The following is a 22,850-nucleotide window of genomic DNA, read 5'->3' on the forward strand; positions in this document are numbered from 1 at the left end:
GGCCGCCCAGGTAGTAGACCGGCCGGGTCTGCGCACAGCCCGGCGCGATGTACACCCCGCCGTTGACGATGGACTGGCAGCCGGGCAGCGCGTAGCTGCGGCCACCGAAGACGTACCGGTTGCCCGGCGGGTCCCAGCGGTGCCCCCGCCGGCCGTAGCCGAAGTCGTGCCCGCCGCGTCCGCCGCGCCAGTGGCCGTCCGGGCCGTGCTCGCCGGGGCGGTTACGCGCGCCCTGGGTGAACGTGCTCTCGTGGTGAGGGCTGCCGGCCGCGTGCGGCGCGGCCTTGGTCGCCGCGCCGGCGGGCGCGATCGCCACGGCGGCCGGAACGACCAGCGCGGACGCGGCGAGCAACCCGGTGACGAGAGTGCTTTTCATCGTCAAGAGACGACTCCTTCTGTGAGGGTGGAACTGGGAACCGCGCTAGGCAGGGCCTAGCCGACGCAGTGTCGGAGCACGTGTCTCGGGAGCCGTCCTTGAGCACGGCGCGAATCGGGCTTTCACCGAGATCCCCGCCCGAGGATCACCAGCACGAGGGCTCGGATGAGGCCGGCGCAGGACGGGTGTCGTTACCGGCACAACTGTCATCAGATTTCGCTGACAGTACTGCCAGGCCGATCGCCTGCACGGCCGTCGCCATCGCGGCTCCGTCCGCGCACAGCGGCGGCCATGATCCGCAAGCGCAATTGCGGCTTTCCCGCCATCGCCAACCTCTCCGACGATCACTACGTCATCAGATTTTGCTGACAACTCGACTGCAGGTGGCACTGTAATCGAATGGGCATGCGGGCGCAGGAAAACTTGGAAGGTTCCACACCACCCGCCTCAGGAGTGCCGCTCATCTTGTTGACAGGACGGCCCGGATTTCGCCCGGCGATCGTCTCGGGTCACCGGATTCAGCAGCCGTCATCAAGGCGACGGGCCGGAATCGCATTCGAGGGGCCGGCAACGAAATACCCCTCCCGCTCGCCCGCCTTGAGGCGGGCGAGCGGGAACGGCGGGAGGCGATGAGGAACCCCGGCGGGCGGACTGCGGCTCCGCGCGGCGACATCGCGTATGTCACCTGGACGGCGCCCCGCTCCGGGCGGCATGAAGGTTCTCGGCGGCGCTGGACGGCAAAGGCGGCCGTCGGATTTCCTCGCTTTTCCCGCCTTTTCGCCTTTTTCTCAGATTCTGGAAAGCGCGGCCGATTCGACACCGATGGGGATGGCCCGGCCCGCTAGGGCGTGCGACGGATGTAGTCACGGGAGATCATCGTGCCCGCGTCACTCAAGAAGGTCGCCAAATCCTCGGACATAAGGGTTTTATCAACCCCTATGGTGATCCCTCCTGGACTGAACTCGGCGACCGCGAGCTCGTGCCCGAGCTCTCCGCTCCGGCGGACGCGGACCCGGAGCGCGGGCACCGGACGCGTCTCTCCCACGGGCTGGAGCAGGTTGAGCGCTGTCGTGCTGATCTCGTCCATGGGGAGCTTCAAAGCGGGGTCGAACTGCATCTCGTCGACGTAGGCGACGATCAGGTGGCCCGCGAGCGTGAGGTTGATCACCCCGGGATTGCCACGCAGAGGAACACGGCGATACTCCACCGATGGTCGTGACGGCGATGACGGATGGATCATCGCATCCACCGGAGCCTCTCTTGCCAGTACTTCCGAGCGTTTAGCGGCACGCGGCCACTAGTTCCATCGGAAAAGCTTGACGCATCAGACACCGGCGGTGACGGGAGTATCAAAAAAACTACTGTTCTCCTGCATCACCATTGGTCACAGACTCGGCCGAGTCGATCACGCGGTTGAGTTCCTCGGCCAGGCGGGCGGACTGCTCAGGGGTGTAATCCTTGGGCACCCGGAAAATGAGGCGTTGCCCCGCGCCGGTCCGGACATCGGCGATGTCCCAGCCGATCCACTGGGTGATGGCCATCGCCTTCACACTGTCGGAGTCCAGGCTCAGCCCGGTCGCCAACGCGTCCAAACGCCACAGATCCGGCATCCGGGGCACCCGTCCGCTGAGCACGTCGGTGATCCACTGCGCGGTGAGATGCTGGCCGGTGGCCGGATCCACCGACTGCAGGGCCAAGGTGCGGATGCTCGGGGCCTTGTCTCTGACGTGATCGCGGATGCAGTCGCTCAGGGGGGTGCGCGACGGGCCGGCTGTCACGCGCGATAGCGACATTTGGTTGTCAGCTCCTCGACTTTTTCCAACTCGATCGCCCTCATGATGCCCGCTAGATCCTGACGACAGGAAGCGATCCTCTGTAAAATCCGGGATCGTCTTGTCAACAAGATGGATGTCAGAGCATCGCTCCATACCCGAGGAGCGCTTCAGAGAAGGTCATCCATATTCGGCGACCAATGAACCATGATCGACCTCGCGACTTACTTTAGCAGTATTTGCCCGATTCCCTGGGCGGTCCTTCTGACAGGTGCGAGCGGTTCCGGTCGGCGGTGGAACGCTGGGCACCGCAGGGCCGTGGCCCGGAGCATCCGGGTCACGGCCTGGACGCATGGGCGAGGCGAGGATGAACGGCCGCCAGAATCGGGACGGCCGTGGCAGGAAGCCGCCGGGACACCCGCCGGCGGCTGCGGCGAGGTGGATCCGGAAGGCGGCAGCCCGTGCGAGGAGGAAGCGTCACCGGCGGGGAAGGGTCCCGGGACTCTGATCAGGCGAAGTAACCGGACGGACTGAGGAACTGATTATGCGAAAGCCCGGCCCCGATGCGGCGACGTGTCCATATGATCTTTTGTCGAGCGCTGCCGGCCGTGGTGGCGCCTGCGGATTTCGCCGCCGATCCGCAGGCTCCCGATCACGGATGCGGAGAGTTCACCAGAGTTGCGCCATATCGGACGCGGCTCCCCCAGGGGAGCCGACCGGCGCTGACAACGCGACGGAACACGTCTTCATAGGGAGACCGGACGGCCCGGGGCTTTGAGGAGCGTCATCGCCGATGGCGAGGACGTGCGCTCCTCTGGGCACCCCGGGCGATCACGGCCGGTCATGGGTTTCGCTTGTCGACCTTGTTCGATGACGTCTTGACGTCGAACAGGTCGATGGTGCGCAGTCCCACCGCCGATGCGACGGCGTCCGCGGTGGTGCGTCGGCATGTGCCTCGCTTGAGCAGGCCGTCGATGCACTGCCTGGTGAGGGCCGCGCGGCGGGCGAACTCCGCCACGCTGCCGGCCGCCTCTCCGCACATCAGGAGGCGCAAGAGTTCCGCGCTCCGCAAGTGCATTTGCGGCTTACCCGCCATCGCCAACCTCTCCGATGGAGTGTTCCATCATCAGATTTTGCTGACAACCCGGCTACGGCTCGCACTGTAATCGTTCGGGCGCGCAGGCGCAGGTGAACCGAAAGGTTCCCCCGCGGACGCCCCTGGTGTGCGCCGATCGCGGCGTGCAGGCCGAAGTGGCATCAGGCGAGCCGGAAGGGGGCAGCTGGTGGCCGGCATCACCGGCCACCAGCCAGGGCGGGGAACTTCGGAATGAAGCCGCCGGTACGTCGGCGACGAGCGCGGCCACCCATCACGCCGCACCCTGGCTCCGGACGCCGCATCCGTCCCCAGAGCGCGGCCGAGCCGCAGGCGGAGAGGCGCTCGAAAGCGCCGCCACGGAAGCACGTGGATGTGCTTCCGCCGCACGTGGATCGTATCGTCATCAGATTTTGATGACAAACGATGCGCACGTCGCCGCCGGAAACGACTCGAGTTCTCCTGGTCCGACGGTGAACTTGTCGGAGCCACTTGGACTTGGGTCGGGCCTCTCCCCACGGGCACTGGTCACGGTGTACCCGCCGGAAGGCTTTCCCGGACGCTCCTCGCCCTGCGTCCCCTGATGCCGAGTCAGCCGCAGGGAGACGTCACAACGACGGCGCCTCCGCAGGCGGAGCCGACCACGCCCACCGTGGCGACCGGGGCGATCCCGGCGTCGACGACGACCACGCTGCTGGGAAGGTAGCCCCCGGAGACGTAGCCGGGCAGGTAGCCGCCCCCGCCCCAGAAACCGCCGCCCCACGAACGGCCCCAGTGGCCCCAGTGGCCGTGACGACCCCAGCCGCCGTTGCCCCAGCCGCCACCGCCGTGCCCCCAGCCGCCGCCATTGCCCCAGCCGCCGCCGTTCCCCCAGCCGCCGCCGTTGCCCCGGTCGGCCTGCGCGGCCTTCACCGGGTGGCTCGGGGCGGCCGCCTCGGCCGATGCGGCCGCCGGTACCGCGACGGCGAACGCGGCGCAGGCGGAGCCGACCAGAAGTAGTCGACGAATCATGCGAAACCTCCTGTACGGATGCAGTCACCGATTGTGACTGCTGTCACGCTACCCAGCCCTCGATCATGCTTCTGGACTCCGGCGGGTCAAGGCATCGCAATCAGGTGGCGCACGGCGGCGTTCTGCTCCGACGCACGTCATCAGGGTCGTGAGCCGGCCGTCGCCCCTCGGGCGACGCCACCGGTTCGCCGCTCGTCCCCGGCTCACCGGCACCAGGGCGGGACGTGGCCGTCCACGCCGACCGGCCGCGGCGCCCGCGATCGTCGCCTGATCGGCCGTGACCGGCTCAGGGCGCACCTCGCGCCGGAGTCGCCGGCGTCGTCGCCACGGCCCACCGGACTGCTGCCGCGCACGCCCCCGGCCCCCCGGCTCCCCGGGTCCTGTAATCGTCCGCGTTCGGGCTGGTCACCCGTTGGTTAACGGCGCTTGGCATTCCCCCAGGTAAGGAACTCGCCCACCTTGGGTGAACGACCTGCCGACAGCGGACCATGGCCACTACTTTCGGTCCTCGTTCACTCACGAAACGTACTCAGGGGGTTTCATGCGAACTTCTCGCAACATTGGCGGCATCCTCGCACTTGTCGCCGTCACCGCCGGCGGCGTCTGGCTGGGGGTGGGCAGCGCCTCGGCGGACGTGCCCAGCGGTGACGACCCGGTGACCTCGCAGCAGCCGTCGACCGTCACGCCCAAGGCCGACGACCCGCAGACCGCCGACAAGCCGTCCGTCGTCACCTCCGAGGCCGGCGACCCGCAGACCGCCGACAAGCCGGCGGACGCCACCGCGAAGCCGGCGGACGCCACCGCGAAGCCGGCGGACGCCACCGCGAAGCCGGCGGACGCCACCGCCGCTCCGGCCGTGGCCGACGAGCAGACCGGCGTCCAGGCTCCTGACGTGGTCAAGGAGAGCACCCGCCCCGCCGCGGTCACCGACATCGAGCACATCGGGGCGAACCCGGCAAACATTCCGGTTGTCATCCCGGCTCCCAGCGCCGACCCCACACCCAACCTTCCCGGCCCGGCCGTCGAAGGAGAGCTCTCGCCCGTTCCCGCCGAGGACAAGGCGCCCTCGACGGTCGCTCCCGAGACCGAGACCACGCAGAAGGACGCCCCGGCCGCCTCCCCTGAGAACGCCGGCGACGCGGCGAGCACCGAGACGGAGGTGCCTTCGGCGGACGCCGTACTGGTGGTCCCCGGCGTCTGACCCTTCCGAGCTCGGACATCATCTGCCATGCGGCGTGCGGGCCGTGACTTCCACAGTCACGGCCCGCACGCCTTTTTCGTGCCGAGGGCGGCGCGTCGAGCCAGGTCGCCGCGCTAGGCGCACGGCCATCCGCCGTCCCTCGCCCCCCAGGACTCGCTCGGCTGAAGCAGACGCGCGATAACCGCCAGCCCAACGGACGATGAGGGTGACAGCGACCGTCGGCCAGGTGCTGAAGCCCCGTAGCGTTGATTCTTTCCAGGCCCTCACTCGCGGGCACGGGCGACGAGCGCGGCCAGGCGGGCCTGCAAGGCGGTGCGCTTGACGGCCGCGGTGGCCGGCGAGGCCTGCGTCCGCGGGACAGGGCGGGCGCCGGCGGCGAGGGCGGCCAGGCGCTCGGAGAGCTCGCCATCGATCGGGAGCCGTCGCGGGACGGGCTGCGCGGTCTCGGACTGGCCGCGGGCTGCGCGGTCGGCGGCGGCCCGCGCAATGGCGCGGGCGCGGGTAAGGCGGTGCGGCAGGGCTGGCGGCTGTTCGTCCTGGGGAATCATCTCCAGCCCGCGGGGCGGTTCCGTGGCCGCGATCGCCTCCGGTGGGACGGATCGGCCCGGGGCAGGGTTCTGCGGCCGCCTGTGGCGATCCTGGGCGGCCGCGCGCCGCCCGCGGAGCTCCTCGGCCCGGCGCCGGGCCTGCTCGACCACCCCAGCCTTGACGGCGGCCTGGCGCGCGGCCGCCGTGGCGTTGGACTCCAGCCAGGCGGCATGCCGCGCCCCATCGTCGTCGACCGCCAACTCGGCGGCGCGCCGCTCGGACCGGCGCAGGCCGGCCAGGGTGCGGCCGATCCGCCAGCGCAGCACTCCGGCCAGGTCAGCGGCACTGGCCACCTGCGCGGTCAGCAGCTCGGCCACCTCATGGCGAGGCATCCGGCGCAGCAGCAACCCGGCCAGCCGGGCCAGCTCGGCCAGTTCGGCGTCCGACGGAATCTCCCCCGTACTTCGCTGCGCAGCCCAAACCGGGCAAAGTTCCTTTACAAAGTTAAGGGCGGCGGACCTTTCCTCGCCGAGATTTTGACCCCCGAACGGCAACCGACGAGCCCGCTGTGACGACTGTGACTGACGGGGCTGAGGGGAGGGGGGAGACCCCTCGCGTGTAAAGGGAGACGTGTGCAGTCGTCCACAGCCGGCCTGCTCCATGATCGGAGCACGGCGGGCCGAGCCGTAGCGGACCACCTGACACTCGGCCAGCGCCCGGTCCCTCTGGGCCCGGGTCGGGCGGCCCTTGGCGGCGACGGCGGGGTTGTCGACGTAGCGGCGCACCAGCGCCAGCAGATCGGCCGGCAGATCGGCCGGGAGCGCGGCCACATCCAGACACAGGATGTAGACGGCCTGACGCTCCGGCGCCGCGGCGAACAGCTGGCGCACCAGCCCGGCCTCCACCGCCCGATCCATCAGGTCATACCAAGCGGTCCGCGAGCCGACCGCGTGCCGGGCACAGTAGGCGGCCAAGAGCGCCGGGATGTCGCGCAGCACGCCGTGCTCGTCGGCGTGCAGGGCCACATGCTTGAGCATCCGCTTCAGCGCCGGGTGCGTGTGCTGGCCGCGCCACCACAGCAGCGCTACCAGCCGGTACCACAACCGCGGCGGCAGCGAGGGCAGCTCGTCGGCGCCCTCGTAGTGGGCATACCGCGGCCGCGGCGCGAACTCCTCGAGCTCCTCCTGGTGGTCCTGATCCTCCAGGAGAGGGGGGCGGGAAGCGGTGAGACCGCCCGGCGTGTCGTCCGGGCATGGTGGGCTGACCGCCTGGCGAGCTGCTATCGTCGGCTCCAGACGTAGTAAGGCACGCCTCTTACGCCGTTCCGCTCGATTGCCGCCAAGCTCAGGAGCAGAACGTCAATGACGTGTGGGTTGTGAAGTTGTCTGGTGAGAAGCGCCCCTTCAACAAGGGCGCTTCTTTCTTTTGGCCTTGGGCGACTCCTGGTGCCGATCAGGTTTGAGATCGATTCAACGCCACAGCATGCCAGGAACCCGGGCGCGACGTGCGCGTTGACGGCCCTGCAGGCGCGGGCGTGTCGCATTTTGTGACCGCGCGCCAACGGACGGGAACCGTGTCGGCTCCCGCCCGTCTTCGTCTCTCGTTCGCTCACGCTGCGCTGACCTGCGCTTCTGCGATCGCGCACCGGCCGCACCAGCACCGCGCCGGCGGGCAGCGCGCCTCGGCGCCGGGCTCGGGCTCGCCGGCGAGCGCGGCCGGGGTGTGCTGGGGGCAGCGCGGGCCGACGATGTACAGCCGGGCTCCGGTGGCGGTGCACCGCCCGGCCGAGGTCGACCAGTGTCCGCACCACTGCTCTGGTGCCGCGGGCCTGGCCACCGGCGGCGCCGACAGCTCGGTCAGGTCCGCCAAGCCGGTCAGGGCGGTGGGGTCCCGGAAGGTGGGGGGCAGGGTGAGGGCGGTCATCGGCGGCCGCCGATCGGCCAGGGCCCCTGCTCGCCGCTTTGGTCGTGCTCGGCCAGCAGCACCAGGGTGTGCCGGTTGCGCTCGGCGAGCCGGGTCCGGGACGGCGGTGGCGTCGGCCGGCTGGCTGCCGGCGGCAACCTGGCATGCCCGGCCCTTGTGGGTGCGGCACCCGCGCCTCACCAGGACGCGGTCGCGGCCCATCAGTGCTCACCGCCCGGGTCCTGCGCGCGGCGCGGGGCGGCCGGGTCGTTTTGCACCTGGCGGTAGGCATCGGTGACGGCGTCGACGAGCGCGCCGCGCAGCTGCTCGCCCTCGGCGAGGACGCGGTCAGCGGCCGCGCGCACGTGCGGGTCGGGGCAGGTGCGGCCGGCTTCCACCAGCTCGCAGATCGGCGCGGTGGTCAGGTGCGCCCACAGCCCGGCGATGGCCATGGCCTCCACCACCAGCGCCACCCCGGCGGCCGCACGGTCGTGCTCGTTTCCGGCCGGGTCGACGCCCGGACCGGCGTCCAGGGCGACCAGGTCGCCTGTGCGGGTGGGGGTGTCGCCGACGACGTCGACCAGCGCGGCGGGGGCGGTCAGCGCGGCGGGGGCCTGCTGGAGCTGCTGCTGGGCGGCCTGCTGTGCCCGCTGGTGCGCCTGGACGGCCCGGTGCGGGTCGCTCGCGCCGATGACCCACCCGTCGACCTGCAGCTCCACCAGGCGGTGCGCCTCGGCAACCGCCGCGCGCAGCTCGCGGACGCGCTTGGTCTCGCCCACCTGCGACACCGCAGCCATCTCGGCGGCCGCGGCCGGGACCGGGACCGGCGTACTCGGCGCGTGGCCGGCCACGTACCGCTCGATCGCGGCCAGGCCCTGGGCGACATCGTCCGGCTCAGAGGCCGGAATCGGAGTCGGAGAGCTCATCAGGCACTCACCGCCAGCGAGGCGACGCCGTCGCACTCCTGGCCGATGGACTCCTCCGGCATGGTCACAGAGACCTCTAGCGCGGCCCGCACGTCGGACTCGCGATACCGGATCAACCGCCCGCCAGGCGTGCGGATGCCCGCGATACGACCCTCACGAGCCCAACGGGAAATGGTCTTGGGATCGACACGGAAAACCGCCGCCACCTCTGCCGAGGTCAGCAACGGTTCCGTGATCGGGCGTGCGTCAGCGACAATGCGCATGAGTCGGTTCCTTTCAACGATCTCGACTCGCGCGGCCTCGGTGCTGGACACACCGAGGCCGCAACTGTGTGCGGAACTTGTCGACGGTCGATGTGTGAACAGGTCGCCGACACTGCCGTCGATTCGGGCGTTAGGGCATTCGAAGGCCTCGCCTTACTCAGAGAGCCCCTTAACGCTCTAGACGCTCGAAGCTCACCTTACTGCCATTCATGGAAGCCAGCAAGGATCTCTTGTACGATTTGCCCGGAAGGTTCTGCCAGTAACGCCTTACTACCTACCGAGTAAGGTGGGGAGGCAGGAAGCCGTGATGTTGGACTGTGCAGGAGGCGGCTTGAGCGAGCACACATGGGTGAGCACCTCCATGCCGTACGTCCGCCCTCGCTCCGAGGGACAGGGGGACGCTTGGTCCGAGGAGGCGGCCCAGCACGGCGGCACCGGTACTCAGCTGCTTCGCGAGGTGGTGGAAGCCGTCGCTCCCGGCGAGGTGGCCGAGCGGCTTCAACTCCCACCAGGCAGCCGCGTGATCGTCCGCCGTCGGACGGTGCTCCTCGACGACCAGCCGGTAGAGCTCGCCGACTCCTACTACCCCCTCGCCGTCGCCCAGGGCACGGGACTGGCGGAGAACCGCAAGATTCGTGGTGGAGCGGTAGCGCTGCTGAGGGAACTCGGATACGAGCCCCGAAGCGCCGAGGAGGACGTCTCCGCCCGGCCTCCCTCCGATGAGGAGCGGCAGATGCTGCGGATGGACGCCGACGGGTGGGTCCTGGTGGTGCTGCGGACGCTGCGAGCAGAAGACGGCACGCCGGTCGAGGTCAGCGACATGAAGATGATCGCGCCGGGGCGTCATCTGCGGTATGACACGACTCTGTGATTGAGAGGCATCCTCACGTGGCAAGAAAGTCGGACAAGCGACCCCCGCAACTGAAGATCGCCGCCGGCCTTCGCGCGAAGATCATGTCTGGCGAACTGGAGCCGGGCGCGAAGCTTCCCTCCACCGCCGAACTCTCGGAGACCTACTCGGCCGCTCCCGCCACCGCGCACAACGCGACCAAGCTCCTCCAGGCGGAGGGGTTCGCGTACGGCCAGGCCGGCAAGGGCGTGTTCGTGCGAGACCGACGACCGTTCGTCGTGCGTACGGCGGCCTACTTCGATCCTGCCGAACGAGGCATCACCTACAGGCTGCTCGATGTCGCGGAGGTCGAAGCGCCCAAGGACGTCGCCGCCGAACTCGGCGAGGACCACGCAGTCCTGCGGCATCGCTTGATGCTCCGAGACGATGAGCCCGTCGAGGTGTCCTGGTCGTACTACCCGCTCAGCCTCGTGGCCGGCAGCGCCCTGACCCGTCGTGGACGAGTGCCGGGAGGGGCGCCCGCCGTCCTGACGGAGCTCGGTCATCCCGAGCGCGAGTTCGCGGACCGCCTGTCCGTCCGCCCTCCCACCGTCGAAGAGGCGGAAATGCTGGAGCTGCCCGAGGGGATCCCGGTGTTCCGCCAGTTCCGCGTCGTCTACTCCGACGATGCCCGCCCGGTCGAGGTGTCCATCCTCATCAAGGGCGGCCACCTCTACGAGCTGATGTACCGGCAGACCATCCCCGATCGGCAGTCATAGCGGGGACCACGGGCATCGACCGCGTAGAGCATCTCCGACCTGCGCACATCTGGTAGGAGACCGGCGCGGCGTGTCCCCACCGGGTTCTTTCCTGTTGCGTCGTTTCCTTGGGATAGTCGTCTACCGACATCCGAAGTACCAGCCTCGGCTGGGAAGCACACGGAACAGGATTCCTAATGGCCAAGGTCACGACGGTCCTCAATCAGAAGGGCGGCGTCGGCAAATCGACCCTTGCGGTCAACCTCGCAGCCGTCCTCGCCGAAACCGCTCACCCCGACGAGAAGACCGTCGCCGTCTCCATCGACCCTCAAGGCTCTGCCACCTGGTGGTCTGACCAGGTATCCCGGGTCTTCGAGGAACTGTCCAAGACCGACCCTGCACGTGCGGAGTCCCGCGCGTTGCCGTTCGACTTCATCCAGGCTCACGACGACATCGCCGGCCTGGCCACCATGCCGGACCTGGCCGGCGTCGGGAACATCGTCGTCGACACCCCGGGCTGGATCGACCTGTCCGGGTCCGGCTCCTCGGCCGACCCGCTCGGTAGCGGCGACGACGCCAAGGCCCTGCGCGTCGTGCTGGACAACACCCACGACGTACTCGTCCCGGTCGAGCCCGAGCCTCTCGGGTTCCAGCCGACGTGGAACACCATCGAAAAGGTCGTCAAGCCGCGAGGGCTGGCCTTCCTCGTTGTGATCAACAACTGGGATCCACGCGACGGCCGCGCCGACCTGGAGCAGACCGAAGAATTCATCCTGCAGCAGGGGTGGCCGCTGTCCCGTACGGTCATCCGCCACTACAAGATCCACACCCGTGCGAGTGCCGAGGGCCTGGTCGTCACGCAGTATCCGAAGAACCGGGTCGCGATGGAGGCTCGCGAGGACTTCTACCGGCTGGCGCTCGAACTCGGTCAGCGGAGCAGCCGATGAAGAGCGCGGGGAGGCGTACGAGCTTCGCGGCGCTCAACGTCGGCCAGGCCGACAGTCCGGTCCCCGAACCGGCGCCCGCGCCGACCGCGACGGCCACTGTCGAGCATGTCGTCAGCGGAACCGTCGTACCGCCGTCAGCCGGCTTCCCAGAGGAACCGGAGTTCACGCCGTCGACCGCGCAGGACCCAACCGAGCAGTTCGTCCACTACGAGGGCCTGATTTCGCGGGCGCGCGTGAAGGTCGAGCGAGTTCTGTCCGAGGCGGAGCGGTACTGGCGGCTGACGGCCGGCCCGGCGTTGAAGGAGATCCGCGACAACGGCCTCTACAAGACCGCGGGGTTCTCATCGTTCGAACGCTACGTCGCCGACCGGTGGGACATGTCGCGCCCTCGCGCGTACCAGCTCATCGACTCCGTCCGCGCGATGAAGTGGCTGGAGGGGGTCACCGGCGAGGTGCCGAACGAACGGCAGCTCCGCGCCATCCTTCCGGTCGGCGACGCCCACGGCGCCGCGGCCGCACAGCAGGTATGGAAGCTCGCCGAGGAACGCGGCCGTACGTCGGGGTCCGCTTTGGAGCGGGCGGCGGCGGATCTGGGTTACCGGCCGGCGATCGAACCGCCTAGCGACAAGCAGCCTCTGCCGATGTGGGCGCGTTACGAGCCCGTGTTCGGCGCCCTGGAAGACCTTCGGGGTCTGCGCCAGGTGGCACTGGAGGCCCCGGATCGAGCACGGCAGCTCGCGGCGCGCTTCAGACAGGCGGCTGCAGAGCTGGAGGCGGACCTGTCGCCTGCCGACGAACAACGTTGATCTTGTCTACCAACTCCTGTCTTTGGTAGACAAGATCATCAACGGAGGGGTGGCAGCTGCCCTTGCTGCCCACCCCTCTCCCCGAGCATCGACGTGCTCGCCACCGCCGAGCGAGCGCTCGGCGAGCCTCTCTCGCTTGCCCCCGCTCGGGGCGAGCGCTCGGGCGAGTCGGTGACGGCTCGGCGGCTCGCTCGGGCACCGTCGATCCCGATCCGCGTCGCGATGCGTGCGCGGGTCCGAGTCTCGCTTGTGACGCTTCCGGGCACACGGGCATATCGGACATGGGAGCATGCCTCGGGTGAGTGAGATCAAGCAGGCCCGTCGGGGCGGGGATCAGCTGATCCGGGTGTCGATGACAGTCGTGGTGCTGGCCGTGGCGGCGGTGGCGGCGTGGGTGTCGTACTGGCACGCGGTGGCGGTGATCGAGAAGTACGGCGCCGAGGACGAGATGTCGGCGCATCTGGTGCCGGCCACCGTGGACGGCATGATCTACGCCTCGTCCATGGTGTTGCTGTGGTGCGCTCGCTACCGGCTCAAGGTGCCGGCGCTCGCTCGGTGGGCGCTCGCCCTCGGCATCGCCGCGACGCTCGCCGCCAACATCCTGCACGGCATCGAGCGAGGCCCCCTCGCCGCGGCGCTCGCCGCGTGGCCGGCGATCGCGTTGGTCATCTCCTATGAGCTCATCATGTGGGTGGTGCGCTCGGGCCGCGAACTCGCCGACCGAGCGCACGAGCGCTCGGCCGAGCCGAGCCACACACGCGATGACTCGGCCGGGCCGAGTCATCCGCGCGACGGCACGGGGAGGCGAGAGGGGACGCCCGCCCTGATCGCCGAGACTCGAACGGCGAACGCATCCCAGAGAGAACAGGTGAGGCGATCGGGCGAGCCGGCATCGCAGGTAGCCGAGCCAGCGGCACCTATCCCCGAGTCTGCACCGAGGGCGTCCTCGGCGGCGGCTGGTGACGAACTGGTGCGCGATGGGCAGAGCGAGCGGGACCGGCGAGCCATGGTGGCGGGCCTGCTGGCCCAGGACCCGAGCATGACCGGCGCCGCGCTCGCCCGAGCGCTCGGTGTACACGAGACCACCGGCCGCAAGTACCGCCGCGAGGTACTCAACGGCAACGGTCACTCGGTCTGACAAGCTCGCGACCGAGGCAGTTCTGCTTCCCGCCGGCGCTCGCTCGGGTGTCACTCAGAGCGAGTCGGGCTCGCCGAGTCCTCCGCCATCCCGGTCTCAGCGTTAGGAGGTCCCGGGGCCAGCGATCGGCCCCGGGCCTGCTAATAGCTCGTGGGACGGCCAGCGTCGGCGGCCTCGGCGAATGCACGAAGCCTGCCGGGAGCGATGATGTTGACGTGTCGGGGCAGAAGGGAGCGGGTCACCCCCATTTCGTGCAGGTCGGACAGAGCACGGACGACGGTCTTGCGGGAGTCGCCGATCCAGGTCCCCAAGTCCTGCTGGGAGAGGGAGGCTTCGCTTGTGGGGACGCTGATGCTGCCGTCGTCATGGTAGATGGGGTCATTTTCTGGCCGGCAGAGCTCTATCAGCAGCCCGGCCAGTCTCTGCGCGGCGGTGGGGTAGTCGCGGATGGTGCGTAGCCGGTCCGCTTCTTCTAACCGCCACTGCTGCAGGCGATGCAGGGCCGTGGAGGCATTAGGCGCCCTGCGCAGGAAGTCGGCGAAGCTGCGGGCTGGCAAGCTCATCGCGTGCAGCTCGTAGCAGGTGACTGTGACTGTCTCGGCGGGAGCCGTGCCAGTCAGCGCAGTTGAGATACCGATGAGTTCACCGGGCCCGTACAGCCGCAGCAGCACCGGCCGGTCGGCCTTGATCACGGTGGCTTTGGCCCAGCCTGAACGGATGATGGTCACCTGCCTGGTGGCGGCTCCCTCGGCAACGATGACCGTGCCCTTGTCATGACGGCTCGCCGCGCTACGGGTGCGCAGGGTGGTCTGTTCTTGCCGGGTGAGCACATCCCAGAAGTTCCGTGGGTGCACTGGACGATCGGGAAGCGGTACAGCCACCTTCTTTACCGTCCGTACAAAGCGAACAGTACGGCGGGCACAGAGGCCATCAGGGTGGCCGTCGCCGTCAGCACCCGTGCCCGAGTGCCCGCAGGAGTAGTGCGGACGATGTAGCCGGCCAGGCCGATAAAGGTGAGCGTGACCAGTGTGCCGACGAGGAGGGACAGGGAAAGATCAGAATGCATGACGCTGTTCCAAACGTTCGTCTTCGGCTTGGGACGTGGACGCTGTAGACCAGCAGTCGACCAAACGCGGAGCCTGATGAAACGTCCTGGAAGACCCTGCCCCGCGCGGCCAACAGCCAGCGATGACCTGAACGGTATGCCTGCGCCTCAAGAGCGGGAAGAGTACGCCCCCGGAAGACACCCTGCAGAAATGCGAGAAGCCCCGGCGCTTCCAGACGCCGGGGCCTTCTCACCTGGCCAACGCCACATCCCAAGCCTTAGAACGCACGCTGTCCCGCTTCCAAGTATCTCAATGCCTACCGAAATCTTCGGGTCAGATGACCCACGATGTGCGTCTTAATGCACTCTGTAAAAGCTGGAACAGCTGCACGACCAGTTGCTCGGTGTGGCTGGAGTTCTCTGACGGCACGGCCTCCTTCAGCGGCGCGAAGTTCCCCGGCGGCATGGTCGACTTGAGCAGGTCCGGCCGGTGGGAGGTTGCGCCGGTGGGGTTGCCGGTGCCAGTGCCGTCGGGTCTGCTTCGGTGGGCAGTGGGCGTCGTGGGACCGGTACTGATGTGGAGCCGTCGGGTACGGGCGGAGGCCCTACCGGGTGAGCCAGCGCGCGGGCGCGTGAGGCAGGGGAGCGCGGCGGCATTGTGCGCCTGCAGGTGACCTCGCCGCGGTCGGGGTGGGCGGCGCCGGGGTCCCAGCCGCTGACGCCGACCATGCAGGCGGGGCCGGGCATGAGTTCCCCGCCCAGCCAGCGGTCATCGCGACCTGGTGGACGATGCCGGAGGAGCGCACCCGCAGGCGTGCGCCGCCGGTGTAGGCGGCGCGGGCGTTGGCGGCAATGACGCCCAGGGCCTGGTGCACGCCGATCGCCGGCTCTGGTGGCCGGGCGGCGTCGCCGCGGTGGTCGTGGCCCGTCTGCTGGGGCATCAGGCATCGCCGGCCAACAGGGCGGCCATCCGGTAGGCGGCGTGGGAGTCGAGTTTGCGGCGGCCGCGGTTGTAGCGCTGGGTGGTGACCGGGGAGGCGTGGCCGAGCATCTCCTGGACGTCGGCGATCGGCACGCCGGCGTCCAGCAGCGCGGTGGCGGCGGTGGCGCGGGCGGTGTGCGGGGTGAGCCGGTGGTGGTCGACGCCGGCGGCGGTGGCGGCGCGGCGCAGCGCGGTGGTCATCCGCCACCGGTCGAAGGGGCGGCCGTCGTCGCGGGTGAACAGCGGCTCGCCCGGGCCACGGCCGTGCAGCAGCGGCTCCAGCAGGACGCGGACCCGGGGCGGGACGGGCAGCCGGTCGGTCTTGCCGCCCTTGCGGCGGAACAGGATGACGGTGTGCCCGGCGTCGGCGGTGACCGAGCCGACGGTGAGCGCGACCAGCTCGCCGACGCGCACCGCGCACACGGCCAGCAGCGCGACGGCGGCCGCGTCGACCGGGTGCGCCGCGGCGATGGCCTCGGCGCCGTCGACCAGGGCGGTCTGTTCGGTGACGGTGCGGGCCGGGGTGGTGCCGATGGCAGAGACCTCGGGCCGGTCGACGACGTCGGCGGGGTTGGCGGCCAGCACGCGGCGGCGCACCGCGTAGGCGTACAGGCTGGAGGCGTTGGACAGCCGGCGGGCGATGGTCGAGGGCGCCAGCGCCGTCCCGGGCCGGGACAGGCCGGCGCGGGCGGTGCCGGTGGCGATGGTGTCGCGGTAGTGGGTCAGGTGGTCCTCGGTCACCTCCAGCACGCCGACGCCGGGAGCCTCGGCGTCCAGCCAGCGCACCAGGGCGGCGGTGTCGGCCAGGCGGGCCTGGCGGGTGGTGACGGCCTTGCCCGCGCGCAGCCACGCCGCGACCGTCGACCACACCGCCGCCGGGAGCGCGTCGATGGCGTCGACGTCGGCGCCGGGCACCTCGCCGCCGTCGCCGCGGGCCCGGCGCGGGGAAAGGCCGGCGATGTCGCCGACGCTGGCCACCATCGGCGCCGGCAGCGCCAGGCCGCCCGGGCGGCCCGGGTCGACGGCGGCCGCGGGGGAGGGGGCGGCGGGCCGGATGACGGCGGTCGGGATGATCTCGTTCACCCGACCCAAGATCTCACATAATCAGCATTGTGTGAGAGAAATCCGGGGCGGGGCGGCACCGGACGACACCGGCCGAAACGCGCCAACAAGCCCCGGGCGCGCGGGGAGAAGACTCAGACCGTCTCGATGCCCGCCTGCTTGACCCACCGCTCGATCGCCTCCTGGTGGTGTCGCCAGCGTGCCGGGGCGACCTGCCGACGGGGTGCCCTGGGTTGCGCAGTTGGAGGTTGAATGACGGGCTGCGGTCAGTCAGTGCCGACGGCGCGGTGGGGCGAGATGTTCGGTGATCGCGGCGATGGCTTCGGTGCCGGGTTTGACGTACCGCATGGCGGTGTGGGGATTGCGGTGGCGGGTCTTGCCCATGATGGAGCTGTAGCGGTACCTCGGCGTCGCCCAGGTGGGGCGCGGCGCTGTGTCGCAGCTGGTGCAGATCGAGGCCTGCGCCTCGGTCACGCCGGTACCCGCCGCGCCTCGCGGCTGACCACGCTGGCGCGGTCGTTCGGGGGCGACCGGGGGCCGCTGTGGTCGCAGCCCGCCGAGTTGTGTCGCGCCTCAGGTGGCGCGGCCTGAGAAGGCGACGAGGCGGTCCATCGCAGGTGCATTCCCGCTGATCGGGATCGCGGGGTCAAAGCCAACGCGCTCGCGCTGCTCGGGCGTGATGATCTGTTCGGCGAGGCCGAGGACGTAGGTGGCGACCTCGTCGGACACGGCCACCTTCTGCCCCGTGGCTGACGCGAAGTCCCACGCGTGCACGAGGAACTCCACGGACAGGATGCTTGCTGCGATGGTCGCCGGCAGCTCCTGCGGTCCGGCCTGCACCGTGCCCTCGATGCCTCGTTCCATCCAGGTCTCCATCGCCTGCTGTGCCGCGCCGGCGATCCGCGACTCGAGGTCACTGGCTGACGCGGGCACGAGCGTGCTGCCGGCGAGGCTGGTCAGCGAGCTCAGCGAACCCAGCAGGTGCGCCTCGAGCCGGCCCACCGTGAACTCGGTGCACGGCGTTGGCTTGCTGAGGTCATCCTCGCCAATGCCGCGCAGCACGTGCTGCAGCACGGCGAGCGTGGCGTTGGCAGAGGTGAGTGGGTTGAGGTCCGCCGGGGCGGCGGCCCACTCGTCGGGACCCGCGTCGCCGGTGACCGCGGCGCGCTCCAGCCGCTGGAAGAAGTGGGTCCAGCCTTCGAGGACGTCCTGAACCTGGTCCTCCGGAAGGCCCTCGTGGACCAGGCGTACGAGGGTGCCGCCTTCGGCGGGCTCGATCGTGATGGTCACCGTGTCCGTGCGGGGCTGGCCCGACTGCTCCAAGCCGAAGCCGAGCACGATCCGCCGGCCGGGGTCGACCTCGGTGACCGTGCCGGCCGCGACGGCCATGGGGGTGAGGGTCCAGCGGAACTCCCCGCCCGCACGCAGGTCGACCCGGGCGGAGATGGCGAGCCAGCGGCGCAGGCGGTCGGGCTGGGTGATGAGCGCGAAGGCCTCGTCGGCAGAGACGGGCAGTAGCGCGGTCTTCTCAATGGTCATGAGCCATGCTCCTCGGGGTGCGTGGTGGCCCTCTTGGCGGCCTCGTCCGCCAAGAGATCGAGCTCGGTGCTCCAGAAGCGGTCGATCTCGGCACGCAGCTGGGTGATGCCGGCGGGTACGACGCTGTAGAGGCGCCGCCGACCGTCCTTGCGGGCGGTCACAAGGCCGGCGTCGGCCAGCACCGCAAGGTGCTGGGAGATCGCCGGCCGGGTCACCGTGAACTGCTCGGCCAGCTCGCTGACTGTCCGTGGACCTGTCGCCAGCAGCTGCAGCAGGCGTCGCCGGGTCGGCTCGGCTGCTGCGGAGAGGGCGTCGGTCACTCGAAATAGGTTAGCCCAGGCTTACGCGTTTTCGCAAAGGGCCGCCGTGGCCACCATCTGGGGGTGCCGTTAACCGATGCGTCATGGGGGATCAGGGGTGGCGTACCCGGTGGTGGCGATCTACGGGGGAGCCGGTCGCGGTGGGGGCGCGCAGTTGGACCGGCGCGAGGTGCTCGTCGTGGGTCATCCTGCTGATGACGGTGTGACGGGCGTCGTGCCAGGTCCATTCGGTGCCCAGCTGGTCGTCGGCGCGCTGCAGCACCTGTTGCGCCGCCCAGTAGGTCATCGGCCGGGTCTGACCGCGGCGGGTGCGCCAGAGCGGCTGTCCGAGGTCGGGGGGCCCGTCGCCGGCCAGGTAGCGCTCCAGATGGCGGAAGGCGTCGGCGGATGCCCGGATCGGCCGACGCAGCCGGCTCCGCATGGCGACGACGTAGATGAGCCGGTCCGCCCAGTCGATGTCCTCCAGGGTGAGCCGGAGAAGTTCGCTCACCCGCGCCCCGGTGCTGACATAGAACTCCAGCAGCGCCCGGTCGCGGTCGCAGCCCATCGCCGCGATCATCTCGTTCCACCGTGCGGCCGGGATGACGCGCGGCGCCCGGCTCGCTGCCTTGCGGCGTGACCGGGGGGGCGCGGCCGGCGTGGCCGGCTCCAGCGCGCGGCGGTATGCCAGGACCGGGTTGGTCTGCGGCCCGCTCCCCTGACGGCCGTGGAAGGCGTAGAAGCCGTGGACGACGGTCAGCGCGTGGTCGATCGTCTTGCCGGCGTATCCCTTTCCGGGTGAGGCCATGACGGTCTCGCGCTCCGCCGATGCCGCCGAGGACGGCGCCGGCGCCAGGTGTCGTGGTCTGGCCCGCGGGTTGCGCGCCGCTCGCATCCACTCCACCAGTGTCGCCACCTCGGTCGCGCTCGCCCGGTCCCAGCCGACGGCCAGGCACCACAGCAGCCGGTACCAGCGCAGCAGGCCGAACGCGTAGCTGCGGCAGGTGAGCGGGCTGACCTCGCCGCCCATCAGGTCGCGCAGGTAGGCGCTGACCGCCGGAATCTCGTGCCCGTCGTCGTCGACGACGCGGAACGACAGTCCGGCCGCCCAGTCGGTGACCACCGCCCCCGCCGGCGGCACGGACAGTCGTCCTTCCGCCAGCGCGCGGCGTACCTCGTCAGCCACGTCCTACCTGCCGGCCGGCCCGGAGGCGGACCGGCGGTCGATGGGGAGCGCGTCCGGTGGCGTGGCAGGACGGCCGGCCAAGGCCGGCACCGGCTACGGCGGGTCCCCCCTTGAGCCGCGGCAGTCGGTGCCGGGCCTGGATCCTCCGGGCTCCCGGCCGCCTAGTCGGAGACTTCATCGACGAAGGAGGGCGTCGGTTCCGCCGGCGCCCTGTCGGCCGGTGCGGAGGGCGCCGTCTCGGTCGGGGTGGGCGCCGGCACGGGGCTCGTCTCGGGGGTGGGCGTGGGCCTGCGGATGGAGGACACATCGACGCAGACCGGGCTGGATGCGTCCCGGCCTGCTGTGGCCTCAGGCGACGGCTTCCGCGGGGTGCGGTGCCGGGGGCCGCCCGGCCTGGCGGAGGTGGCCGGCTCGCCGGTGAGGGAGTCTCCCGCCGGGGGAGTGGCGCTGTTCACCTCGGCGGGACGGATCGCGCCGTTGCGGGGCGAACGGTCCTGCGGGTGCCCGGTGTCCGGCGGGACCGGTCGCGACGTGACGGAGGACGTGTGCGCCTGCAGGTCGGAGCCTCCGAGCGATCTGACCACCATCGTGGTCAGGGTCGCGGCCGCCGCCAGACCGATCAGGCCGATCGCCGCCTTGGAGGCGAGCGTCTTGGCCGGCTTGCGTCTCCGCGGTCTCGCTTCGGCCGCGGGAGAGGTGGTCGAGCGCTCGTCGTTGACCGGCCCGAGCAGTTTGACCAGGCTCGCCGATCGTCGCAGGCCGCGGTGCTCCCAGCTTGGGCCGTAGTGGCCGAGGGCCGCCTGCTCCAACTCCGCCAGGAACGCCTCGGCGCTGGCGGGCCGGTCCGCGGCCTGCTTGGCGAGGCCGCGCCTGGCGAGGAGGCGCAACGCCGGGGGGATCCGCTCGATCGACGGCGTGGCGGTCTGATGCATGTGGGCGAGCGCCGCGATGTTACGCCCGTGGAAGGGGAGGGTGCCGGTCAGGCACTCGTAGAAGACGACGGCGGCGGCGTAGATGTCGGTCGCGGGGGAGGCGGGGGCGCCCGACCACTGCTCGGGCGCCATGTAGGAGGGGGTGCCGGCTCCCGCGATGCCGTCGCCCGAGTGGGCGGGGATGCCGAAGTCGCCCAGTTTGCTCTCGCCGTCACCGGTCACCAGGATGTTCTCCGGTTTGACGTCCCTGTGCATGATGCCGTGGGCGTGGGCGACGGCCAGTGCCGACAGTGTCCTCTTCAGCAGGAGCAGCGCGGCTTCCGGCCCGGTCGGTTCCTCGTGGCGCAGCAGGGTGCGCAGGGAGACCCCGTCGACCAGTTCCATGACGATCGCGGCGGAGCCGTGGGCGTTTTCGAAATAGCCGTGAAGGCGCACCATGCTGGGCGCGTCGAGCACTTCGAGGCCCAGGGCGTCATGCCGTAGCCGGGCGAGGAAGTTCGCGTCCGCGCGAAGGCCGGCGGACAGGTGCCTGATGGCGACGAGTCCGCCGTCGGCGTCGTCACGCGCCATGACGACGCGTCCGCAGGCGCCGGTGCCGAGGTCGCGGATCTCGGTATAGCCGGGCAGGGGCCGGTCCCATGTGTCGCTGTCCATGCTGTGGTCTCCTTGTGGGCCGGTGCGACGGTCGCGGTCTCCGGTTGAGGCCGGGCTCTCCACCGGGGAGTGAGAGGAGCGTCGGTGCATCGCCGGTCACGGCGACGGTCATCCCGGTGACGGCGACGTGGCCGTCCGCACTGGATGCCACTGCGATCCGAGGGAACACGACGGAAGCGGCGGCGCCGTCCTGCCGGGCGGGTTCTGCGGCCGGCCGCGGCCGCGTCGTCCCGGCGGCGGGCCCCGCCGGCGGCTCCACGTCACGGCCGCCGGGACGACCGGACTGTGCGGCCTTCCTGAGCCGCTACGGGCGAGATGTCCGTCAGGGCCGCTGCCGGCCGCCGGTCGAGGGGCGAGGCGGGTCGTGATCGCCCTCGCCCGCGGCGACGATGGCGCCGATCATGCGGCCGCGCTGCCAGTACCACGTCCGCGTGCCGCGCAATACGCAGACATATGCGGTGTCGGTGTCGGCGGACAGGGCCACGGCCTGCGCGGCGACCTGCTCCCAGGTGGCCATGATGAGCGCGGAGCTGCACCACCCGGCGGTGACGCTGGTGAGGGTGTACGCCCCGGCACCGTCGCGGGAGTACTCACCGGCGTTTTCGAACAGGCGCGGATCCTGACGGGTCAGAACGCTCCGCCACGGAGGCCACGCCGATGCCGCGAGCATGGCGGTCAGGAGAGTTCCGGCGACCCACCAATGCACGTTCATAGTCGCTCTCTTCAGTGGGGCCCCGCTGCCGATCCGTCGCCGGGGAGAGGCTCTGTGGTCTGTCGCTGTGGAGGCTCCGGCCTCGCGCGTGGCGGCGACGCCGATCGCGGGTGACGACTCGCCGGCCTTTGAAGCGCCGGGCTCGTGGAGTCGCCCCTGGTGGGTTCGGTGCAACGGTCGGCGATCGGGCGATCGAGCGGCTGCGAGTCCTCCTCGCAGCCGCTCGATCGCGGCGTGTGCCCCTTGCCCGTCCTCCCTGGCCGGGTGGCGGGAAGGCGGCACCGCCACGGAGACAAGCGCTCCCGCGTGCCGTGGAAGACGGCCGCCCGCAGGCGCTGTCACGGACGCGCTGAGCGCTTCCGGCATGTCTCCGCCGTCTCGGCGGACGCCGCCCTGCGCGCCGGTGATCGTCACACCCCCCGGATCACCGGACGTCCGTCGTCACAGCATCGGCGACATCGGACGTCCGGCGACGATGTCACCGGTCACGCAGAGCCGTCAGCGGTGCTGGCCCCCGCCACCACCGTTCTGACCGCCGCCGCCGTTCTGACCGCCGCCGCCGTTCTGACCGCCGCCGCCGTTCTGACCGCCGCCGCCGTTCTGACCGCCGCCGCCACCGTTCTGGCCACCGCCACCGTTCTGGCCACCGCCACCGTTCTGGCCACCGCCACCGTTGTGACCGCCGCCGTGCTGGCCGCCACCGGGTCGGTTCCAGCCGCCACGCGGGCCGAACCACCGGCCCGGCAGTCCGGTGGACTGGTAGCACCAGTCGCCGGGCAGGTCGAACGTCCGGCCGCCCAGGTAGTAGACCGGCCGGGTCTGCGCACAGCCCGGCGCGATGTACACCCCGCCGTTGACGATGGACTGGCAGCCGGGCAGCGCGTAGCTG

General features: G+C 70.5%; 26 protein-coding genes. 6 read left to right on the plus strand and 20 right to left on the minus strand.

Annotated elements, in window-relative coordinates; genetic code table 11:
• From ACFO60_RS39540 to ACFO60_RS39560, 5 genes are all read right to left on the minus strand, one after another.
• Positions 1 to 376: hypothetical protein (locus ACFO60_RS39540; RefSeq protein WP_380852233.1), on the minus strand; the 376-nt coding region annotated here is incomplete at its 3' end.
• Between the two features lie 841 nt (positions 377 to 1,217).
• On the minus strand, positions 1,218 to 1,544 hold the full coding sequence (locus ACFO60_RS39545; RefSeq protein ID WP_380852236.1) for a hypothetical protein: 327 nt from the start codon (positions 1,542 to 1,544) through the stop codon (positions 1,218 to 1,220).
• A 190-nt stretch (positions 1,545 to 1,734) separates the two neighbouring features.
• Positions 1,735 to 2,169 carry a hypothetical protein gene (locus tag ACFO60_RS39550; protein ID WP_380852239.1) on the minus strand — a complete coding sequence of 145 codons (435 nt, stop codon included), beginning with the start codon at positions 2,167 to 2,169 and terminating at the stop codon, positions 1,735 to 1,737.
• An 820-nt stretch (positions 2,170 to 2,989) separates the two neighbouring features.
• Entirely contained in the window at positions 2,990 to 3,166 is a 177-nt protein-coding gene (locus ACFO60_RS39555) for a hypothetical protein (protein WP_380852242.1), read from the minus strand.
• Positions 3,167 to 3,832: 666 nt separating this feature from the next.
• The gene (locus tag ACFO60_RS39560) at positions 3,833 to 4,252 is read right to left on the minus strand and encodes a hypothetical protein (protein ID WP_380852245.1); all 420 of its coding nucleotides are present in this window, start codon (positions 4,250 to 4,252) and stop codon (positions 3,833 to 3,835) included.
• Between the two features lie 541 nt (positions 4,253 to 4,793).
• On the opposite strand from ACFO60_RS39560, the gene ACFO60_RS39565 reads away from it, so the two are divergent.
• Positions 4,794 to 5,453 carry a hypothetical protein gene (locus ACFO60_RS39565; RefSeq protein WP_380852248.1) on the plus strand — a complete coding sequence of 220 codons (660 nt, stop codon included), beginning with the start codon at positions 4,794 to 4,796 and terminating at the stop codon, positions 5,451 to 5,453.
• Between the two features lie 263 nt (positions 5,454 to 5,716).
• Here ACFO60_RS39565 and ACFO60_RS39570 read toward each other — a convergent pair whose 3' ends face one another.
• From ACFO60_RS39570 to ACFO60_RS39590, 5 genes are all read right to left on the minus strand, one after another.
• Positions 5,717 to 7,084, minus strand: a complete 1,368-nt coding sequence (locus tag ACFO60_RS39570) for a hypothetical protein (RefSeq protein WP_380852251.1) — start codon at positions 7,082 to 7,084, stop codon at positions 5,717 to 5,719.
• A 505-nt stretch (positions 7,085 to 7,589) separates the two neighbouring features.
• On the minus strand, positions 7,590 to 7,904 hold the full coding sequence (locus tag ACFO60_RS39575) for a hypothetical protein (protein WP_380852254.1): 315 nt from the start codon (positions 7,902 to 7,904) through the stop codon (positions 7,590 to 7,592).
• Complete coding sequence (locus ACFO60_RS39580; protein WP_380852257.1) at positions 7,901 to 8,041, minus strand: hypothetical protein; 141 nt, start codon at positions 8,039 to 8,041, stop codon at positions 7,901 to 7,903. The genes ACFO60_RS39575 and ACFO60_RS39580 overlap by 4 nt, the downstream gene beginning before the upstream one ends.
• 63 nt (positions 8,042 to 8,104) lie before the next feature.
• Entirely contained in the window at positions 8,105 to 8,809 is a 705-nt protein-coding gene (locus ACFO60_RS39585; RefSeq protein WP_380852260.1) for a hypothetical protein, read from the minus strand.
• Positions 8,809 to 9,072: a BldC family transcriptional regulator gene (locus tag ACFO60_RS39590; protein ID WP_380852263.1), complete on the minus strand. Its 264-nt coding sequence runs from the start codon at positions 9,070 to 9,072 to the stop codon at positions 8,809 to 8,811. Before ACFO60_RS39590 ends, ACFO60_RS39585 begins: the two co-directional genes overlap by 1 nt.
• 331 nt (positions 9,073 to 9,403) lie before the next feature.
• Here ACFO60_RS39590 and ACFO60_RS39595 point away from each other — a divergent pair, with 331 nt between their 5' ends.
• The 5 genes from ACFO60_RS39595 to ACFO60_RS39615 all read left to right on the plus strand — a co-directional run bounded on the left by ACFO60_RS39595 (position 9,404) and on the right by ACFO60_RS39615 (position 13,550).
• Complete coding sequence (locus ACFO60_RS39595; protein WP_380852266.1) at positions 9,404 to 9,943, plus strand: GntR family transcriptional regulator; 540 nt, start codon at positions 9,404 to 9,406, stop codon at positions 9,941 to 9,943.
• Positions 9,944 to 9,960: 17 nt separating this feature from the next.
• On the plus strand, positions 9,961 to 10,680 hold the full coding sequence (locus ACFO60_RS39600) for a GntR family transcriptional regulator (protein ID WP_380852269.1): 720 nt from the start codon (positions 9,961 to 9,963) through the stop codon (positions 10,678 to 10,680).
• Between the two features lie 176 nt (positions 10,681 to 10,856).
• Positions 10,857 to 11,606 carry a ParA family protein gene (locus tag ACFO60_RS39605; RefSeq protein ID WP_380852272.1) on the plus strand — a complete coding sequence of 250 codons (750 nt, stop codon included), beginning with the start codon at positions 10,857 to 10,859 and terminating at the stop codon, positions 11,604 to 11,606.
• Entirely contained in the window at positions 11,603 to 12,412 is an 810-nt protein-coding gene (locus tag ACFO60_RS39610; RefSeq protein WP_380852275.1) for a hypothetical protein, read from the plus strand. Before ACFO60_RS39605 ends, ACFO60_RS39610 begins: the two co-directional genes overlap by 4 nt.
• A gap of 298 nt (positions 12,413 to 12,710) precedes the next feature.
• Positions 12,711 to 13,550, plus strand: coding sequence for a DUF2637 domain-containing protein (locus tag ACFO60_RS39615; protein WP_380852278.1), 840 nt, complete (start codon positions 12,711 to 12,713; stop codon positions 13,548 to 13,550).
• A gap of 140 nt (positions 13,551 to 13,690) precedes the next feature.
• On the opposite strand, the gene ACFO60_RS39620 is transcribed toward ACFO60_RS39615, so the two are convergent.
• From ACFO60_RS39620 to ACFO60_RS39665, 10 genes are all read right to left on the minus strand, one after another.
• Complete coding sequence (locus ACFO60_RS39620) at positions 13,691 to 14,380, minus strand: Crp/Fnr family transcriptional regulator (protein WP_380852281.1); 690 nt, start codon at positions 14,378 to 14,380, stop codon at positions 13,691 to 13,693.
• Between the two features lie 56 nt (positions 14,381 to 14,436).
• Complete coding sequence (locus ACFO60_RS39625) at positions 14,437 to 14,616, minus strand: hypothetical protein (protein WP_380852284.1); 180 nt, start codon at positions 14,614 to 14,616, stop codon at positions 14,437 to 14,439.
• Positions 14,617 to 15,535: 919 nt separating this feature from the next.
• Complete coding sequence (locus ACFO60_RS39630) at positions 15,536 to 16,660, minus strand: tyrosine-type recombinase/integrase (RefSeq protein WP_380852287.1); 1,125 nt, start codon at positions 16,658 to 16,660, stop codon at positions 15,536 to 15,538.
• 249 nt (positions 16,661 to 16,909) lie between these two features.
• Complete coding sequence (locus ACFO60_RS39635; protein WP_380852290.1) at positions 16,910 to 17,113, minus strand: hypothetical protein; 204 nt, start codon at positions 17,111 to 17,113, stop codon at positions 16,910 to 16,912.
• A gap of 99 nt (positions 17,114 to 17,212) precedes the next feature.
• Positions 17,213 to 18,178, minus strand: coding sequence for a TIGR03086 family metal-binding protein (locus tag ACFO60_RS39640; RefSeq protein WP_380852293.1), 966 nt, complete (start codon positions 18,176 to 18,178; stop codon positions 17,213 to 17,215).
• Entirely contained in the window at positions 18,175 to 18,498 is a 324-nt protein-coding gene (locus ACFO60_RS39645; protein ID WP_380852296.1) for an ArsR/SmtB family transcription factor, read from the minus strand. The genes ACFO60_RS39640 and ACFO60_RS39645 overlap by 4 nt, the downstream gene beginning before the upstream one ends.
• A 91-nt stretch (positions 18,499 to 18,589) precedes the next feature.
• The gene (locus ACFO60_RS39650) at positions 18,590 to 19,663 is read right to left on the minus strand and encodes a tyrosine-type recombinase/integrase (protein WP_380852299.1); all 1,074 of its coding nucleotides are present in this window, start codon (positions 19,661 to 19,663) and stop codon (positions 18,590 to 18,592) included.
• 161 nt (positions 19,664 to 19,824) lie between these two features.
• A complete protein-coding gene (locus tag ACFO60_RS39655; protein ID WP_380852302.1) occupies positions 19,825 to 21,249 on the minus strand; it encodes a serine/threonine-protein kinase in 1,425 nt (474 codons plus the stop codon).
• 322 nt (positions 21,250 to 21,571) lie between these two features.
• Positions 21,572 to 21,961 carry a hypothetical protein gene (locus tag ACFO60_RS39660; RefSeq protein ID WP_380852305.1) on the minus strand — a complete coding sequence of 130 codons (390 nt, stop codon included), beginning with the start codon at positions 21,959 to 21,961 and terminating at the stop codon, positions 21,572 to 21,574.
• A gap of 498 nt (positions 21,962 to 22,459) precedes the next feature.
• Positions 22,460 to 22,850 (minus strand): hypothetical protein (locus ACFO60_RS39665; protein WP_380852308.1); only part of this gene is annotated, 391 nt, incomplete at its 5' end.

This window comes from Sphaerisporangium dianthi (assembly GCF_042654065.1).
Lineage (GTDB): Bacteria > Actinomycetota > Actinomycetes > Streptosporangiales > Streptosporangiaceae > Sphaerisporangium > Sphaerisporangium dianthi.